At 36.8% G+C, this 15494-nt stretch carries 13 protein-coding genes; 3 read left to right on the forward strand and 10 right to left on the reverse strand.

Going from position 1 to position 15494, the window contains the following annotated elements; genetic code table 11:
* The first annotated feature begins 122 nt into the window (after nt 1-122).
* Complete coding sequence (gene ahpC, locus NX902_RS23955; protein ID WP_095329375.1) at nt 123-686, forward strand: alkyl hydroperoxide reductase subunit C; 564 nt, start codon at nt 123-125, stop codon at nt 684-686.
* Nucleotides 687-700: 14 nt separating this feature from the next.
* Entirely contained in the window at nt 701-2230 is a 1530-nt protein-coding gene (gene ahpF, locus NX902_RS23960) for an alkyl hydroperoxide reductase subunit F (protein ID WP_341161049.1), read from the forward strand.
* 45 nt (nt 2231-2275) lie between these two features.
* On the opposite strand, the gene NX902_RS23965 is transcribed toward ahpF, so the two are convergent.
* From NX902_RS23965 to NX902_RS23975, 3 genes are all read right to left on the reverse strand, one after another.
* Complete coding sequence (locus NX902_RS23965; RefSeq protein WP_341161050.1) at nt 2276-2737, reverse strand: hypothetical protein; 462 nt, start codon at nt 2735-2737, stop codon at nt 2276-2278.
* Between the two features lie 98 nt (nt 2738-2835).
* Nucleotides 2836-3285: a GNAT family N-acetyltransferase gene (locus tag NX902_RS23970; RefSeq protein ID WP_172859652.1), complete on the reverse strand. Its 450-nt coding sequence runs from the start codon at nt 3283-3285 to the stop codon at nt 2836-2838.
* A gap of 44 nt (nt 3286-3329) precedes the next feature.
* A complete protein-coding gene (locus NX902_RS23975) occupies nt 3330-4139 on the reverse strand; it encodes a DUF368 domain-containing protein (protein ID WP_095329368.1) in 810 nt (269 codons plus the stop codon).
* A gap of 279 nt (nt 4140-4418) precedes the next feature.
* On the opposite strand from NX902_RS23975, the gene NX902_RS23980 reads away from it, so the two are divergent.
* Nucleotides 4419-6080: a peptide ABC transporter substrate-binding protein gene (locus NX902_RS23980; RefSeq protein ID WP_095329367.1), complete on the forward strand. Its 1662-nt coding sequence runs from the start codon at nt 4419-4421 to the stop codon at nt 6078-6080.
* Between the two features lie 63 nt (nt 6081-6143).
* Here the strand turns inward: NX902_RS23980 and NX902_RS23985 are convergent, their stop codons facing one another.
* The 7 genes from NX902_RS23985 to NX902_RS24015 all read right to left on the reverse strand — a co-directional run bounded on the left by NX902_RS23985 (nt 6144) and on the right by NX902_RS24015 (nt 15452).
* Nucleotides 6144-8063 carry a BglG family transcription antiterminator gene (locus NX902_RS23985; RefSeq protein ID WP_341123449.1) on the reverse strand — a complete coding sequence of 640 codons (1920 nt, stop codon included), beginning with the start codon at nt 8061-8063 and terminating at the stop codon, nt 6144-6146.
* A 151-nt stretch (nt 8064-8214) separates the two neighbouring features.
* Nucleotides 8215-9606 (reverse strand): glycoside hydrolase family 1 protein, encoded by a 1392-nt coding sequence (locus tag NX902_RS23990; protein WP_095329365.1) that lies wholly within the window; start codon nt 9604-9606, stop codon nt 8215-8217.
* 18 nt (nt 9607-9624) lie between these two features.
* On the reverse strand, nt 9625-9939 hold the full coding sequence (locus tag NX902_RS23995; RefSeq protein WP_206426377.1) for a PTS lactose/cellobiose transporter subunit IIA: 315 nt from the start codon (nt 9937-9939) through the stop codon (nt 9625-9627).
* 104 nt (nt 9940-10043) lie between these two features.
* The gene (gene celB / locus NX902_RS24000) at nt 10044-11321 is read right to left on the reverse strand and encodes a PTS cellobiose transporter subunit IIC (RefSeq protein WP_047940956.1); all 1278 of its coding nucleotides are present in this window, start codon (nt 11319-11321) and stop codon (nt 10044-10046) included.
* A gap of 55 nt (nt 11322-11376) precedes the next feature.
* Nucleotides 11377-11691, reverse strand: a complete 315-nt coding sequence (locus tag NX902_RS24005; protein WP_095329364.1) for a PTS sugar transporter subunit IIB — start codon at nt 11689-11691, stop codon at nt 11377-11379.
* Between the two features lie 225 nt (nt 11692-11916).
* The gene (gene xynB / locus NX902_RS24010; RefSeq protein ID WP_095329363.1) at nt 11917-13521 is read right to left on the reverse strand and encodes a xylan 1,4-beta-xylosidase; all 1605 of its coding nucleotides are present in this window, start codon (nt 13519-13521) and stop codon (nt 11917-11919) included.
* Nucleotides 13522-13889: 368 nt separating this feature from the next.
* Nucleotides 13890-15452, reverse strand: a complete 1563-nt coding sequence (locus tag NX902_RS24015; RefSeq protein ID WP_095329362.1) for a malate:quinone oxidoreductase — start codon at nt 15450-15452, stop codon at nt 13890-13892.
* Between the last annotated feature and the right edge of the window lie 42 nt (nt 15453-15494).

Raw genomic sequence — 15494 nt, forward strand, 5'->3', positions numbered from 1 at the left:
CTTGACAAAATAATTAAATTTATATAATAATAAATGTTGAATTGTAATAATTATTATTTGCATAAGTTTGGATTATTTGTCCAAACTAGTAATAAATTATTCATATTAGGAGGAATTTTATTATGTCAATTATCGGAAAAGAAGTTTCACCATTTACAGCTCAAGCATTTCATAACGGTGAATTTATTGAAGTAACAGAAGAAAACTTAAAAGGTAAATGGAGTATTTTCTGCTTCTATCCAGCTGATTTTACTTTCGTATGCCCAACTGAATTAGAAGATTTACAAAATGAATATGCTACATTGAAAGATCTTGGAGTAGAAGTTTACTCTGTTTCAACAGACACGCATTTCACTCACAAAGCATGGCATGATCATTCAGATGCAATCGGCAAAATCGAGTACATCATGATTGGTGACCCAACACAAAGAATTTCTCGTGATTTTGACATTCTTAACGAGGAAGCTGGTCTTGCAGATCGTGGAACTTTCCTTATCGATCCAGATGGTAAAATTCAAGCGGTTGAAATCAACGCAGACGGTATCGGCCGTGATGCAAGCACACTAGTAAACAAAATCAAAGCTGCACAATATGTTCGCAACAATCCAGGTGAAGTTTGCCCAGCTAAATGGCAAGAAGGCAGCACTACACTTAAGCCAAGCCTAGACCTTGTTGGCAAAATTTAAGGGAGTGGCTCTGTATGTTACTAGATAATGAAATTAAAGGGCAACTGAATCAATATCTGCAAATGATGGAAGGCGATGTTGTTCTTAAGGTTAGCACGGGATCGGATGAAGTATCCCGTGACATGCTAGCCCTAGTTGATGAACTAGCTACTATGTCATCTCATATCAAAGTAGAAACTGCTGAATTAGAAAGAACACCAAGTTTTAGTGTAAATCGTGTTAGCGAAGACACTGGAATTACTTTTGCTGGTATCCCTCTAGGACACGAATTCACTTCTTTAGTATTAGCTTTACTTCAAGTAAGTGGTAGAGCTCCTAAAGTCGATCAAAAAGTAATCGATCAAATTAAAGCAATCAAAGGTGAATTCCACTTTGAATCTTACATTAGCTTAACTTGCCATAACTGTCCGGATGTAGTACAAGCGTTGAATGTGATGAGTCTTATAAACCCTGGTATCACACATACAATGATTGATGGGGCAGCTTTTAAGGAAGAAGTAGAAAGCAAAGATATCATGGCAGTTCCTACTGTTTTCCTTAATGGGGAATCATTTGGCAGCGGTCGTATGTCATTAGAAGAAATTTTAGCAAAAATGGGCAGCACTGCTGATGCTTCTGAATTTGCTGATAAAGATCCATTTGATGTATTAGTAGTTGGCGGTGGTCCAGCTGGTGCCAGTGCTGCAATCTACGCTGCACGTAAAGGAATCCGCACTGGTATCGTTGCAGAACGCTTCGGTGGCCAAATCATGGATACATTAGCTATTGAAAACTTCATTAGTGTGAAGCAAACAGAAGGTCCAAAGCTTGCAGCAAGTCTGGAAGAGCATGTAAAAGAATATAACATTGACGTTATGAACCTTCAACGTGCTAAACGTTTAGAGAAAAAAGACTTAATAGAAATCGAGTTAGAAAATGGTGCTGTTCTGAAAAGTAAGTCTGTTATTCTATCAACTGGTGCTCGCTGGCGCAATGTTGGCGTACCGGGAGAAGCAGAATTTAAGAACAAAGGTGTAGCATATTGCCCTCACTGTGATGGCCCATTATTTACTGGAAAAGACGTTGCTGTAATCGGCGGCGGTAACTCAGGAATTGAAGCTGCTATCGACTTGGCAGGAATTGTGAAACACGTAACAGTTCTTGAATTTATGTCGGAATTAAAAGCAGACTCTGTTTTACAAGAACGCTTAAACAGCCTACCAAATGTTACAGTTCTGAAAAATGTTCAAACAAAAGAAATAACTGGTACTGATAAAGTTAACGGTATTACTTATGTTGAACGCGAAACCGGCGAAGAAAAACATATCGAGCTTGCAGGTGTGTTTGTCCAAATTGGTCTAGTTCCTAATACAGACTGGTTAGAAGGTACAGTGGAGCGTAACAGAATGGGTGAAATTCTTGTTGATAAGCATGGCGCTACAAGTCTGCCAGGTGTATTTGCAGCTGGAGATTGTACAGACAGCGCTTATAAGCAAATCATTATTTCCATGGGTTCTGGTGCAACTGCTTCATTAGGTGCATTTGATTATCTGATCCGTAATTAATAGATTTTGAGAAAGAGCTTCCCTTTTGCGGAGGCTCTTTTTTTGTTATGTTGAGGGTATGCAGAGGTGAAGTGATGCTGTTTGGTAGATATTTTGGACTTTGGCTGATTTCCTCTCCGCTTTGGCTGATTCCTCCTCCGCTTTGGCTGATTTCCCCTCCGCTTTGGCTGATTCCTCCCCCACTTTGGCTGATTTCCCCTCCGCTTCGGCTGATTTCCTCTCCGCTTTGGCTGATTCCTCCTCCGCTTTGGCTGATTCCTCCTCCGCTCTGGCTGATTTCCTCTCCGCTTTGGCTGATTTCCCCTCCGCTTTGGCTGATTTCCTCTCCGCTTTGGCTGATTCTTCCTCCGCTTTGGCTGATTTCCTCTCCGCTTTGGCTGATTCTTCCCCCGCTTTGGCTGATTTCCTCTCCGCTTTGGCTGATTTCCTCTCCGCTCTGGCTGATTCCTCCTCTACTTTGGCTGATATACCACAATTACGGACTATATCTCCCTCATCTGCTGCCATTCCACTATACCTCATAGGCCAAATAAGCTCCCTATCGCTTTTACCAATAAAAAAGAGGTCTGTCCACAAAAAGGACAGACCTCAACCACCACTCCACATTATTTTAACTCCAACTCCATCCACTCATCCGTTTCCTTAAAGCCGAACTTCTTATAAACAGGTCTGCCAAGCTTTGAAGCACCTAACCACATTTTCTTAATACCTAAGTTTTTAGCTTCCTCCACTAATTTTGTTAGTAGAGTGGTAGCTATTCCTTTTCCGCGATGAGCATTCTTTGTATACATATTGGTTACATATGCTTGTTTTCCACTCTTATTGGTATAGGTAGGGGGAAATTCATATATTACGATAGCTCCTGTTGCAATTATTTCATTTTTCTCGATTACAAGCCATTGAATAAGAGAACCCTCTGCTAATTTCCTTTGAAAGAAATCTTCCAGCTCGTCATTAATATCTTTATCTGCTGAAACTCCCTCATCTATTAACTGATTTTTTCTTAGCTCTATTAGCATATTAATATCCTTAATAGTTGCTTTACGATAATCCATCCTATTCCCTCTTCCTAAATATTATTGTTATTTTCTCTGATAACTTATTTTTTCAAGCCAAATAGCGTAGTTACACTAAGCCCTAACCCAAATGTAATAATACATAAGATTATACTAGTGGCTCCCGAAACCATACCAGGAAAAACAACAAAAAGAGAACCGATAATTAATCCAATAATGATTGCATATGTGATATGCGGGAAATGTGAAAGAGCATATTTAATCCCTTTGCTACTCCCGATAAATCCAATTATTGCTCCAAGTCCAAGTACGATAATCACTGGGATATTCCATGTCGACAAGGCATTAATTGCTGTTGAATAAACTCCAAGTAACAGTAAAATAAACGATCCACTAATCCCGGGAAGCAGCATAGCCATGCTGGCTAACCAACCAGATAAAAACAATCCCAGAACCGACCATACAGTTAAGGAAGTAATCGGCTCTATTGATTTAACAGGATGCATGAATGCCATGGATGCGATAATAATAGCAGCAATTGTTAAAATAATATAATGTCCAGAACCAAAATTCTTTTTCGGCCGAGCCTCTTTTAACATAAGTGGAATTACACCGATAATTAATCCAATAAAGAAAAATTGTGTTGGCTCATGATAATTTTCCAGTAAAAATTCTATTAATCTACTTAATAATAAAAGGGCAGCACCCATCCCAACTGCTAATGGTATTAAAAAGCCAAGTTGTTTCTTCCAGTTCCTACTAAAGAAACCGCTAATTGCATCGAGCAAACGGTCATAGATGCCCAAAATGACGGCAATTGTTCCCCCGCTCACTCCCGGTATTAAATCACTTATCCCCATAATAAATCCTCTATATAAGTTTTTCCATTCCACTAATTTTTCATTTCCTTTCTATTCTTCTAATTACATATTTTTTAAAGATTGATAGTATTTTCCTAACTCTATCATACCATAATTCTGAATCTTCCTTCCTTTTTCAAAATAAAATATCTTCAATTTAAAACCAGTCTAAATATACTAAACCTTTCAATAATTATCCAACAATAACTTTACAAATATATCTTTTAGTAGGTATAATAATTTTTATAGTTTTGAATGTTCAATAGATAGATAATATTCAGAATTAATGATTATAAACAGGGGGAATACTTCATGAAACGAAAAAATTGGTTATTACTTCTTATGTTTGCATTTGTGCTAAGTGTATTAGCTGCATGCTCTGGCGATAAAACCGACGTTTCTACCGACTCAAAAGATAAGGACGGTAAATCAGACGAAAAAGTCCTTAACTTTATAAATCCAGAGGCAATTCCGTCAATGGATCCAGCTTTAGCTACAGATGAATCTTCATTTGTTTATCTTGGTGCAACAATGGAAGGGCTTTACCGTTTAGATAAAGATACACAGCCATCACCAGGTATTGCAACTGATCACAAAGTTAGTGATGATGGGTTAATTTGGACGTTTACATTAAGACAAGATGCAAAATGGTCAAATGGTGACCCAGTTACAGCAAATGACTTTGTGTATGCATGGCAACGCGCTGTTAATCCAGACACTAAATCGGAATATGGTCCTTATATGATGAATGGTGTCATTAAAAATGCTGCTGCTATCAGTTCTGGGGAACTAGCTGTTGATCAATTAGGGGTGAAGGCGGACGGTGATTATACACTTGTTGTAGAATTAGAAAACCCAACACCTTATTTTGAGACATTAACTACTTTTGGCACCTTCTTACCATTAAACCAAAAGTTTGTGGAAGAAAAAGGAGATAAATTTGCAACAAGTTCAGAAAACTTATTAGCAAACGGGCCTTATAGCATTACTGACTGGGATAGTACAGGTAATTCATGGGTACTTGCAAAAAATAATAGTTATTGGGATGCAAGCACTGTTAAAATGGATAAATTGACATTTGAAGTAGTAAAAGACCCACAAACAGCTCTAAGCTTATATGAAAAAGGAACAGTTGATCGAATGGATCTTACATCTGATTTGGTTGACCAATATTCAACTGATGAGAATTATGTTGTTTCAGCAGACACGTTTTTATATTTCCTTAAATTTAACCAAACAAAATCAGAAGCCTTGGCTAACAAAAATATTCGTTTAGCGCTTAGCCGCGCCTTTGACAAAGATGCTTTAGTTAATGAAATCTTAAATAACGGTTCTATCGTAGCGAACGGACTTGTCCCAGCTGACTTTACTCCAATGCCAGAAACTGGTGAGGACTTCCGTAAAGTTAGTGGAGATCTTGTTACTTATGATTTACAAGCAGCTAAAGACTACTGGGCAAAAGGCTTAAAAGAATTAGGTACAGATAAAGTTTCTCTAGAGTTTTTAGCAGATGATGATGCAACAACCAAAACTTTAGTTGAATATGTAGCTAATCAGTTATCTACAAACTTAGAAGGCTTGAATATTAAAATTAAACAAGTTCCAAAAAAGCAACGACTTGATTTAGATACTAGCATGGATTATGAGCTGCAACTTTCTAGATGGGGCCCTGACTTCCTTGACCCATTCACATACTTGAACCTGTGGATTACCGATGGAGGAAACAATAAAACAGGCTATTCTAATAAAGAATATGATCAATTAGTTAGCGATACAGCAACTAAACTTGCAACTGATAATGTTGCTCGTTATGATAACTTCTTAAAAGCTGAAAAGCTATTATTCGAAGATGCTCCAATTGCACCTGTTTATCAAGCATCAAGAGCACAATTAATTTCACCAAAAGTAAAGAATGTGTTTGTAAACCCATTCGGAGCAACTTATGAATATAAGTGGGCAGATGTAGGAGAATAAGAATTAACTTAAAAAGCGGGAGTATACCTATTTTGGTAACTCCCGCCTTTTAGTTTCTACCCATTAAGCTTCCTTCATTATGCGGATAAATTCTTCATACATACTTGCCTTTAATATTTTATGAACACTTGTGTGGTCCTCAATAAATTTACCGAGGACATCATACATTTCCTGCAAATCCTCTTGACTGTTCTTTTTTACACATAATAAAAAGATAATCTGAACTGAGTTATTATTCCAATCAATCGGCTTTTCTAGGGTGCATACACAGACAAATGTTTTTTCTGTTTGCGGGGTAATCGGATGCGGGATAGCAACCAAATTCCCATAAGCGGTTGGTGCTACCTTTTCTCTTTCATATACCGCATCTAAAAATGGTTTTCCCACTAACCCTTTCTCCATTAGCTGTGTATGTAAAAAGGTTAAAACTTCCTCTTGGGAATGGAATATTTTCTTTAAAAAAATGAGATCTTGGCGAAAAAAGGACTCGATTGGCTGATGACTACTTTGAGTTAGAATAAATTTTTCAATGGCCTTTAAATCACTTTCCTTCAATATTGCATTTACCTCAATGACTGGAATGTCAAAGCTCTCCTTAAAGGGGATAGAGCTAACGATAAAGTCCACTTCATTTAAATTATATTGATCGAGCATATAATATTCTGTTGTCCCAACCACATCTAAATTACTGCCAAAATAAGATTTGAGACGATAATAAATTAACTGAGCGGTTCCAAGCCCAGAAGCACATACAACTAAGCAGCGTTTTGGACCTGAACGTAATTTGGTTCTTTCCATTGCTGCTCCAATATGAAGCGCCAAATAACCAACTTCATTTTCATCCATTTCGATTCCTGTGTATTCTTTAATGGCCATTCCTGCAATAATTCCCGCTTCATAGGCAAGTGGATAGTTATTTTTAATTTCTTGCAGCATAGGGTTTCTTATATTCATGCCATATTTAATGCGGTTAACTGCAGGCTTTAAATGCATACTCATTCCAAAGATAAGTTCTTCATCCTTTTCAATGCCTAAATCTAATTTTTCTTCTATTTTGGACAAAACAAAATGAACCAGCTGAAGAATATCATCCTCAATTACATGATCAATATGGCCCTTTTTCTGAGTAACTAGCTTTGTTCCAAGTAAATGCATAGCAATATAGGCAATCTCCGCCTGCGGAAACTTAATTTGGTATAGATCTTCTACTTCCTTCACAATTTCATTTGCTACATGATATTCCCTTTGTTGTTCAATTTCATCCATATCGGCGTGAAATATTGCCACATAATGACCACTAACAATCCGCTTTTGGGCGATTACAATATGAATCAATAAATTATTAATAGCGATATCCGATAAAGTAATTTGATACTTTTTTATTTGTCTTAAAATAATTTCTTGAATATTATCCATTTTCTCTTCATTAAAAATAGAAGGATGAGGACTATCTATTGTACTGATTGTTTGTTTTTTACGATCAAGTACATACTCTGATAAACAAAATCGCACTTTAATTTCATCCCCAACTGCTTTTAGTCCATAATTCGGTCGTGCTTCTAATATAATGTCATACTTTTGAAGGATTTCTTTCACATGCTTAATGTCTTGTTGAATAGTAGACTTACTGACAAACAGTTCATCTGCGAGATCATCTAATTTAAAGTATTGATCATTTAATAAAAACCGGATAATAATATAAGTTACTCTGTCCTCTGGCGTTTTAGGAATACCAGTATGAGAAAGTGAGTTTTCTACAAATATAGAATGTAAATACTGCTGAAATACTGCTTTATCCCAAATCTCTAACGTATAACCTTTTGAGATAACGGAAATTATTTTTGCTCCATGATTATTTAATATAGCATCTAGATTTTTAATATCTTCTCGCGTTGTTCGCGCAGTCACATGATTAACAGTAGCTAAATATTCACCTGTTACCGGTGTATCCGCTACCAATAATTCACTTAATACTTGTTTCATTCGGGAGCTTAACAAAATAAAGTCTCCTTCCATTCGTTTTTTACAATTTTACCCATATGCATTTTTACTCAAAAAGGTTCTGATCTTAACTCTTGATCAGAACCTATCTTGATATCTAGAAAGATTATATCAGAAACATTCACTGTTGTTCCTAAAATCCATTATTGGCTGCTACATTTTTAAACCAGTAAGCACTTTTCTTTGGTGTTCTGGTTTGTGTTTTTAAATCTACTGAAATAAAACCGTAGCGATTTTTATAGGCATTGGACCAAGACCAATTATCCATGAATGTCCATAGATGATATCCCTTAACATTACAGCCCTCTTCAATAGACCTATACAGCCATTGTAAATGTCCTTCAATAAACTTAATACGATAATCATCTTGAATTTGACCATCTTTCAAGAAACGCTCTTCATCTTGAACTCCCATGCCATTTTCAGAAATAAAGGATTCCACATTCCCATAGTTTTCCTTTAAATTCATCATGATATCGTAAATACCTTTTTCGTAAATTTCCCAGCCGCGATAAGGATTCATTTTTCTGCCTGGCATCTCATAGGAGTCAAAGAACCATTCTGGCATAAAAGGGCTATACGGATTTGGTAAATGCTCTTTCGCCTTCACTCGGCGGGGTTGATAGTAGTTGACTCCAAGAACATCGACTGTATTTTCTTTAATTAGTTCTAAATCTCCTTGCTCACTATTTGGTAGTTGTCCATGTTCACGTAATATTTCTACTAATTCCTCTGGATATTCACCAAGTACAGCAGGATCTAAGAAACTTCTATTAAAGAATAAATCACAAATATTCGCTGCTTTCAAATCATACGGATTCTGGCTTCTTGGGTAGGATGGCGTTAAATTTAACACAATCCCTATTTTTGTATCTTTGTCTTGATTCCATCCTCGAAAAGCTTGAACAGCTTTCGCATGTGCTAAAACTGTATGATAGGCTACTTGTGCAGCCTTCTTAAAATCTACGATATTCGGATAATGAAAATCATATAAATATCCACCTTCGACCGGAACAATCGGTTCATTGAACGTAAACCATTTTTTCACACGATCACCGAATAGCTGGAAGGATTGTAAAGCATAGGCTTGGTATGCATCCACAACTTCGCGATTTTCCCAACCACCGATTTTCTGCATTTCTAGCGGCATATCAAAATGATACAGGGTAACGAATGGTTCGATTCCATTAGCTAATAGCTCATCAATTACATTATTGTAAAAAGTTACAGCTTCTGGGTTCACTTCTCCCCGTCCGTTTGGAATTAATCTAGACCAAGAAATAGATAAGCGGAAAGAATTATGCCCAATTTCCTTCATCAATTGAATATCTTCTTTATATTGATAATAGAAATTAGAAGTAGTTTCTGGCCCTACATTGTCAAAAAAGCGATTTGGTTCTGCCTCATACCAATGGTCCCAAATGTTTTTTCCTTTTCCTGCTTCATTCGCTGCTCCTTCTATCTGTGTTGCAGATGTGGCGCTTCCCCACCAAAAACCTTTAGGAAATTTGTATTGAACAGTCATTTTAAGAAACCTCCAAAATTATTTATTACGATAAATCTCAATTATTTCAGTAGCCAAATCACGAACAGTAATAGCTGTCATCAAATGATCTTGAGAATGAACTAAAATCACATTCACGCCCGCACCATTTCCGCTCGCTTCCTCTTGGAGTAGTTTCGTTTGAAAACCATGCGCTTTACCAAGTTCAGTACTTGATTCTTCTAGTAATCGATCCGCTTCTTCAAAGTTTCCTTCTTTTGCTTCTTGTATTGCTTCCATTGCACATGAACGGCCATTTCCAGCAAAAAGAATTATTTGAAAAGCTATTTCTGTCATTTTGTTATCTGTTTCCATCCCTGTCACTCCATTTCTAAAACTAAAGGGGGTTTACACTTAAGGTTAACTAAGGTAAATCCCCTTCCTCTTAATGTAAAACTTATTTCTATCTTGCTGACTGCTTATCCTTTTTTCTCTGTTTCATAATAATTTTTGTCTAGAACTTTTAGGAATGGCCACCAAATCACCATCACAACAAGTAAGTTAAAGATTTGCAGTGCTGCCCCTCTCCAATCATTACCGGTTGCTAAGAACCCACTAATACCAATCGGTGTTGTCCACGGAACAATGATTCCTGCTGGTTTCGGAACGATCCCTGCTGACATTGTCAGATACGTAATGATTGTTACTACTACTGGCGCTAATAACCACGGAATAAGAACTAATGGGTTCATAATGATTGGTAAACCAAAGATAATTGGTTCATTTACGTTGAAAATTCCAGCTGGTCCACCTAGTTTTCCAAGTTCTTTTGTTTGTCTGCTCTTACCGATTAAGAAGATAAGAATAACAACCCCCAATGTCATCCCAGTACCACCCATACCTACTAGGAACGTATCCATAAATTGTTTTGTGATAACGTTTGGAAGCTCTGTTCCTGCTTGGAAAGCAGTAAAGTTTTGGTCATTCAATGCATACCAGATTGGGTCAAGGACAGAGTTCATAATAATTTGTCCGTGTAAACCGAAGAACCAGAATAATTGAATTAATAATACCACCACGATTGTTGCTGGAAGACTACTACCTAGAGCAGTTAATGGCTCTTGGATAATCGTATAAATAAAGTTTTGTACTGTTTCAAATGGTGTAAAGCTGAAAAGAATACGAATGATTAAAAAGAATGTTAATGTTAATGTAATAGGAATCAATGCACTAAAGGATCTAGATACAGAGTCTGGTACACCTGGCGGCATTTTAATCGTCCAATTTTTCTTCACAAAGAAGCGATATAGCTCTGCGGAAATAAATGCTGTGAAAATCCCCAAGAACATACCTTGTGCGCCAAGAATAACTGTTGGGATAACCCCAGTCACTTCCCCTAATTCTTGTGGGTTTAAAATAAGGAATGATGCAACCCCTACAACAGCTCCATAAATGGCTTCAAGACCATAATGCTGTGTCAGCTTATATCCAATTCCCATTATGACAAAGAGTCCCATAATACTTAGCGTTGCTGCGGATGCTGGACCTAATGCATTTTGATAAGCTGCATAAGCATCTTCGCTTATCATCTTATCTAGGAAAGGAAAGTTTGCAATTACAACAAAAATTGATCCAAAAATGATTAGCGGCAAGGCAACCATAAATCCATCACGTAATGCTGCTAAATAACGATTGTTGTTCAATTTCTCAGCAATTGGCAACAGAATATTTTCCAAAACCTCCATAAACTTATTCATAAGGTTTATCCTCTCTTCCTTCTTTTAGTAAATGCTTTCATTTGGAAATAAACGATTACTTGTTATTCTCGATTAATTCTAACGCTTTGTTTAAAACAGCTAATCCATCAATTCGTCCATAAGCAACTGGATCAATAACATCTAACGGAATTCCAACCGCTTCTGCTTGAGTAGCTAGTTTCTTTTTTAAGAAGCGCATTTGCGGACCAATTAAAAGAACATCTGCACGTTCCATATCTGTCTGTGCTTTATCTTGCGCAACAGCCCAAATTTCTGCTTCAATGCCTTTTTCCTTTGCAGCATCTTTCATTTTAGAAACTAATAGACTAGTAGACATTCCTGAAGAACAAGCTAATAAAATTCTTTTCATTTTAATGACCTCCGAGTAATTTATTTTAAGTAAATTATTTATAATGATTACTACGCTTTTATCTTACAATGAAAACTCTTACAACTTAACATATTGTTTTTCCGTCTAAAGGGGGAAATGAAATGTTAGCACTTTCATTTTTACTTCCGCATATATAAGAGCATATTATGTGCTAGAAGTGAAAAAGAAAAACCCAGGAGCTAAAATTTTCCTGGGTTTTTACCATTATTCGTTTTCCTGATAGCGGAAATATTTAAAGTCTGCTGGTATATTTTGACCACTTGTATCTTGACATTGCATTCCAACAAATGCTCCGGTAAAGAAGCCGCCGCCGCGAATATAATCATCAGATAGTTTTTTTGATTCAAATACTATATCTAGTTTATTCCACTCTTCTTTATCAAATGAGTAAGAGTAGTAGTAATATTCATTTTCGACTGTGACTCTTAAGTAAATATATTCTGTTTCGGTTGGAACAATTATTTTCTCCTTCAATGGTTGAGAGAAAGAAAAGTTGTCATTAACCGTTAAATCAAGGATGCGTCCAAGATTTTCATCATAGGTCACTTGCAATGCTGTCCAATTTTCAGTGTTGTAGTAATTTACTAAACCTGCAGCCTGCTGAATATTCTCGGGCGTAAAGGCTACGGCTGTTTCCGCTTCAAATTGAAGGCTTTGCCAGCGTCTAGCAACAAAAGATTGTGTAAAGGTTGATGTTAATGATTCTTGGCCAAATAAGCGTAAATGATGAGGTCTTTCTGATAAAGAACCTAATTGTTCTGTAAAAGGAATACGCAATGTTTGGAAATTGATATTAAGATTATCTTGCTCAAATTCATCGACAACTGGATAAGTTGGAGGGAATTTTGTTTCCGGAATCTTTGGAGCTTCTACTTCCAAGCTCCCCTCTTTTCCGCCAACTACATATGGCCAGCCATCTCTCCACTCCAGCTTCTGAATCGCTGTTTCCCTTCCTAAAGGACAATATCCCCTTTGTTGAATAATAGAATCATCATCTGGATGAATAGGACGTCCAGTTAAATGAGCTAAATACCATTCATCTGTATGGGTGTGGACAATAGAAGCATGCCCACATTTTTGCAATGGATTTCTAGGATTATGCCAGGAAGTTAAAAGTGGGTTATGCGGATGTACCTCATAAGGCCCTTCTATATTTTTGGAACGTGCAATTGTTGCAGCATGCTCATATTTCGTTCCGCCTTCTGCTGTTAATAAATAATAGTAATCGCCAATATGATAAAGATGAGGTGCTTCTGTTAATTTGATATCTGTGCCCTTGAAAATTATTTGCGGCTTGTTAATTAATTTTTTCTGTTTTGTAGAGTATTCCTGCATAACAATTCCGCCGAAGGAATGACGGTCAATGCGCTGGTCCCACAGCATATTTAATAAATATTTCTTGCCATCCACGTCATGAAACAAGGAAGCATCAAAACCAGAACTATTTAATTTAATCGGCTCTCCCCAATCCCCATCTACCGTTTCGGAAGTAACCAAATAGTTGTGACAATCTTTCCAAGCTCCATCCACTACTTTTACATCCGTGTAAATAAGCCAAAACTTCCCGTCGCTATAACTTAAGCAAGGAGCCCAAACACCGCCAGAGTTAGGATTTCCTTTCATATCTAGTTGGGAAACTCTTTGTAATGGATGTGCAACTAATTCCCAGTTGACCAAATCCTTTGAATGATGTATTTGTACTCCTGGAAACCACTCAAAGGTAGATACTGCGATATAGTAGTCTTCATCGACTCTGCAAATGCTTGGGTCTGGATTAAATCCTTTCAGTACAGGGTTGATAATTTTCATTTAAAAAATCCTCCTTATGAATAACGATTTAAATAGACTAATATTTTTCTAATAATAGATTGCTATCTATAAAATTTCCTGAAGCTAATAATTGAAAAAAGCAACTTCAAATGTTAGTTAGTTTGTTATATAAACTAAGTTAACCACGTTTTGAAAGCGCTTGTCAATCATTTCGCAAAATTTATATCATTTTTCTATACATTTAGAAAAAACATAGGAATAGCGACGCTTCTATGCATTTCCTCCAAAAGAAAAACTTCCATCTCATGATGAAAGTTTCTTAAAAATAAATGTATCTGATTTTATATTAATCGCTCAAAAAAATTTTTTTCTCTTATAAGTTGAATGGCTTAACAATCTAATTTCGATTAATGATGAATAGGTCTTTTTTCAGACAATTGCAATGTTTCTGCTGTTAATGTATGAACGTCATGCAATAGCTGAGGATTTTCTTTTAGGGATAATCCATACGACGGGATCATTTCCTTTAATTTTGGCTGCCATTCTGGCATTTTTTCTGTAAAACATTTCTGGATTACTTTCAGCATAACGTGAACAGCAGTAGAAGCACCAGGTGAAGCACCAAGCAATGCTGCTATAGAACCATCTGCCGCACTTACAACCTCTGTTCCAAATTGAAGGGTCCCTTTCCCGCCAGCTTCTGTATCCTTTATCACTTGCACACGCTGCCCAGCTACCACAAGATCCCAATCTTCCGCTTTGGCATTCGGGATAAATTCACGTAATTCTTCTATTCGCTTTTCTTTTGAAAGCATAAGCTGCTGGATTAAATAGCTGGTTAAGGACATATTTTTTGCACCAGCTGCCAGCATTGTTAACAAATTATCTGGCTTAACAGATGTAATTAAGTCAAACATGGAGCCTGTCTTCAAGAACTTAGGCGAAAAACCAGCAAACGGGCCAAAAAGCAATGATTTCTGATTATCAATGAATCGTGTATCTAAATGGGGAACGGACATGGGTGGCGCTCCAACCTTTGCTTTCCCATAAACCTTTGCATGATGTTTTTCAACTATTTCTTGATTTTTGCAGACTAAAAATATACCACTAACTGGGAATCCACCCATATGTTTTCCTTCGGGGATACCAGATTTCTGCAATAAATGTAAACTGCCGCCGCCACCGCCAATAAAGACGAATTTAGCAGCATGTCTTTCGACTGTACCACTATTTAGATTTTGTACCTTTGCTTCCCATAAGCCATCATTCGTTCGTTTTAAATCATTTACACTGTGCTTGTAGTTAATTTCTACACCTTTTTTCAATAAATCAGCAAACAGCAAACGGGTTAAGGCACCGAAATTCACATCTGTTCCAGAATCAATCTTTGTCGCGGCTATCGGTTCTTTTAATTCACGATTTTGCATAATGAGGGGTATCCATTCATTTAGTTTTTCGGGATCCTTTGAGAATTCCATTCCGTTAAATAGCGGATTACTTACCATTGCCTCAAAACGTTTCTGTAAAAAAGCTACATTTTTTTCCCCTAGAACTAAACTCATATGTGGCAATGGTCTAATAAAGTCTTGTGGATTATGTAATACTTGATTATTTACAAGATGAGACCAAAATTGCAAGGAAACTTGAAACTGTTCGTTAATTTCTATCGCTTTACTTATGTCTACAGAGCCATCTGGTTTTTCTACCGTGTAGTTCAATTCGCATAGTGCCGCATGACCTGTTCCTGCATTATTCCATTCATTCGAGCTTTCCTCACCTGCACTAGCTAATTTTTCAAACACTGTAATTTTCAAATTTGGGTCTAATTCTTTTAAAAGCGTTCCTAGAGTTGCACTCATAATCCCGGCACCAATTAAAATAACGTCTGTTTTCGTCTCTCGTCTGCTCATTTTAACCTTCCTTATACTTTTATTTTCAGAAAGAATGTAAGCGTTCCCTTTTTGATGCATTAAAGTAAACAAGGAATTATTAAAGCTATCATCTTTTCTGGA

The organism is Niallia sp. FSL W8-0954 (genome assembly GCF_038005605.1).
GTDB lineage: Bacteria > Bacillota > Bacilli > Bacillales > Cytobacillaceae > Niallia > Niallia circulans_A.